The sequence below is a fragment of the Fontibacter flavus genome (assembly GCF_042432905.1).
In the GTDB taxonomy this organism is placed as follows: Bacteria; Bacteroidota; Bacteroidia; order Cytophagales; family Cyclobacteriaceae; genus Fontibacter; species Fontibacter flavus.
The window spans coordinates 1-2471 of the sequence record NZ_JBHLWI010000069.1 but is presented as its reverse complement, the minus strand read 5'-3'; the positions used below and the strand labels follow the sequence as shown (position 1 = coordinate 2471).

The 2471-nt window shown below is 38.1% G+C and carries 3 protein-coding genes; all 3 read left to right on the top strand.

The genetic code is table 11. The features are described 5' to 3' along the window. The first annotated feature begins 146 nt into the window (after positions 1-146). Positions 147-545, top strand: coding sequence for a VOC family protein (locus ACFFIP_RS17920; RefSeq protein ID WP_382389139.1), 399 nt, complete (start codon positions 147-149; stop codon positions 543-545). A gap of 30 nt (positions 546-575) precedes the next feature. Beyond that, positions 576-1532: a formimidoylglutamase gene (hutG, locus tag ACFFIP_RS17915; RefSeq protein ID WP_382389137.1), complete on the top strand. Its 957-nt coding sequence runs from the start codon at positions 576-578 to the stop codon at positions 1530-1532. Positions 1533-1669: 137 nt separating this feature from the next. Then, positions 1670-2116 (top strand): Hsp20/alpha crystallin family protein, encoded by a 447-nt coding sequence (locus ACFFIP_RS17910; protein WP_382389136.1) that lies wholly within the window; start codon positions 1670-1672, stop codon positions 2114-2116. Positions 2117-2471: the final 355 nt, after the last annotated feature.

The window sequence follows — 2471 nt, the reverse complement described above, 5'->3', positions numbered from 1 at the left end:
TTAGTCGACCAGTATTATACGTGTCAAGGAAAAAATCTAATCAAAAATCCCCAATCATGACTTTAGATTTTCAAAATCAAAAAATTGCAGCATAAAAAAGGCTGCCCTTTTCGGACAGCCCCCTTCTCTTAACTTAACAGCATGAGATGAAACAATCACTGGTACAAATTGCCCTAGTCGTGGATGACTATGACAAAGCTATCCAATATTACACCAAGAAACTGCAATTTACATTAATCGAGGACACACCACTCTCTGAGACCAAAAGATGGGTAGTGGTACGTCCGAATGGAGGAAACGGTGCCTCTCTACTACTGGCGAAAGCAGCAAATGAAAACCAAAAAAGAAGCATAGGCAATCAGACTGGAGGCCGTGTTTTCCTTTTTTTACACACAGATGATTTTGACAGGGATTACGAAAACCTGCTTCGACAGGAAATTAAAATCATCAATGGACCAAGAGAGGAAGAATATGGGAAAGTGGTGGTATTTGAAGACCTCTATGGCAATCTTTGGGACTTGATACAACCTTACAAAACAAATTAAAGCCGTATTTAAAGCAAAGAAAAAAGGGATATGACTCTTCACCTACCTACATCTCCATCAATCTGGTCTGGAAGAAATTCGGAAACCTTGTCTTATTTTTATCAGGCTATGAATTGCCTGACGACTCTTGACCCGCACACTAATCCTGATGGCAAGTATGTGGCAATCTTAGGATATGTTGGAGATGAAGGGGTAAAAAGAAACTTAGGCAGACCCGGAGCAACAAAAGGTCCTGAAATGATTCGCCGATTGATGGCTTCTATGGCATATCATCTGCCTGCCAATTATCATCTCTTGGACCTAGGAGATATTCAAACATTGGATGGTGACATGGAAGCAAGCCATGAATTGATAACTCAAACAGTCCGGTCGTTGTTATCAAAGCGTATTTTCCCTGTTTTAATAGGTGGTGGCCATGATCTGGCCTATGCTCATGGCAAAGGAGTTTTTGAACATGTGCATCAAAAAAGTGAAAAACTGGGAATCATCAACCTAGATGCCCACTTCGATCTCCGGGTTAAATCAGCAGGTAAAGGCCATTCAGGCTCTCCCTTTTTGCAACTTGGAGAAGAATTTCCCAATGACTTTCATTATTTGTGTTTGGGGATACAAAGGGCTGCTAACCCTCCCCTATTGTTTGAAACAGCCAAAAGATTAAAGGCTGAATGGATGGAAATTGAAGACTTCACTTTAGACAATTGGCAGGAAATCACCATACTTTTAGATGAATTTTGTTCAAAGGTGAATAAAATCTACCTCAGCATAGATCTTGATGGCTTCAGTTCAGCATACGCTCCTGGAGTGAGTGCTCCTTCACCATCGGGATTTTCACCTGAACTTGCATTTAAAGTTTTGGACTGGATAGCCAAAACAGGTAAATTGATCAGTATGGATGTGGTGGAACTTAATCCAAAATACGACCAAGACAATTCTACAGCGAGGCTGGCGGCTAGGTGTGTGGAATTTGTCTTGAGAAAATTGAGTTAAAGCAGAAAATTAATCTTTGTTTTTTTTTGACAGTAATCACCTGAAAACCTGACACCTATCATTATTTTTCTTGTATTTTTTTTCGAACTTTATTATCTCAAAAAACATATCTTTTAACCCTCAAAACCTAGATTACCATGAGCACTCTAGCAAAAAGAAACGGCGGTTTGTGGCCAAAAATGGTACAGGACTTTTTCGGCGCAGAAAGTCCCTTTGATTGGGACGAAAAGTTCTGGTTTCCAGAAAAAGGCGTGGAAGTTCCTTCCGCGAATGTCATTGAAAATGACAAAGAATTTAAGTTGGAATTGTCGGCTCCAGGATTTGACAAAAAAGATTTCAAGGTGGAAGTTGACAATGGTATCATGTGCATCAGCGCAGAAAAAGAGCATAAATCAGAGGAAGAAAAAGAAAATTACCGCAAGAAAGAATTTTCTTATTCAAGCATCAGAAGGTCTTTTACACTGCCTGAAAATGTACAAGATGAGAACATTGATGCCAAATATGACAATGGTATCCTGAAGATTGTAATTCCAAAAAAAGCAATCGAAGCAGGTAAGAGCAAAAAAGCAATCAATGTAGGTTGATATTTTTTTCATAGGTAAGGCCTTGGTTCCTTGGGATCAAGGCCTTTTCTTTTCATTCCCAAACTGACTTTTAAGAATAAACTTGTAGACGATTTTTTGAACAAATTTGGTTCAATCCAAATAATTAGCTGCCTTGAAAAAAAATCCTTCAAATATTTCATTTAATTTGAATAAAAATTAAGCATAAGCAACTTTGCTAATAAAATGGATAAAATCAACCTACTTAGGAAGAGACTGTTCATTTAAGTGTGTCTGCTAACTTTACACAATATGAACAAGAAAAAGACAATTGATGACTTATTAAATGATCCTAAGATGAGTGAACGTTTGAAAGAACGTCTTTACAGTAAGAAAG

What these genes read in the sequence shown, in the direction of transcription:
- ACFFIP_RS17920 (WP_382389139.1), top strand. Translation starts at nt 147, where the DNA reads ATGAAACAATCACTGGTACAAATTGCCCTAGTCGTGGATGACTATGAC.
- hutG (WP_382389137.1), top strand. Translation starts at nt 576, where the DNA reads ATGACTCTTCACCTACCTACATCTCCATCAATCTGGTCTGGAAGAAAT.
- ACFFIP_RS17910 (WP_382389136.1), top strand. Translation starts at nt 1,670, where the DNA reads ATGAGCACTCTAGCAAAAAGAAACGGCGGTTTGTGGCCAAAAATGGTA.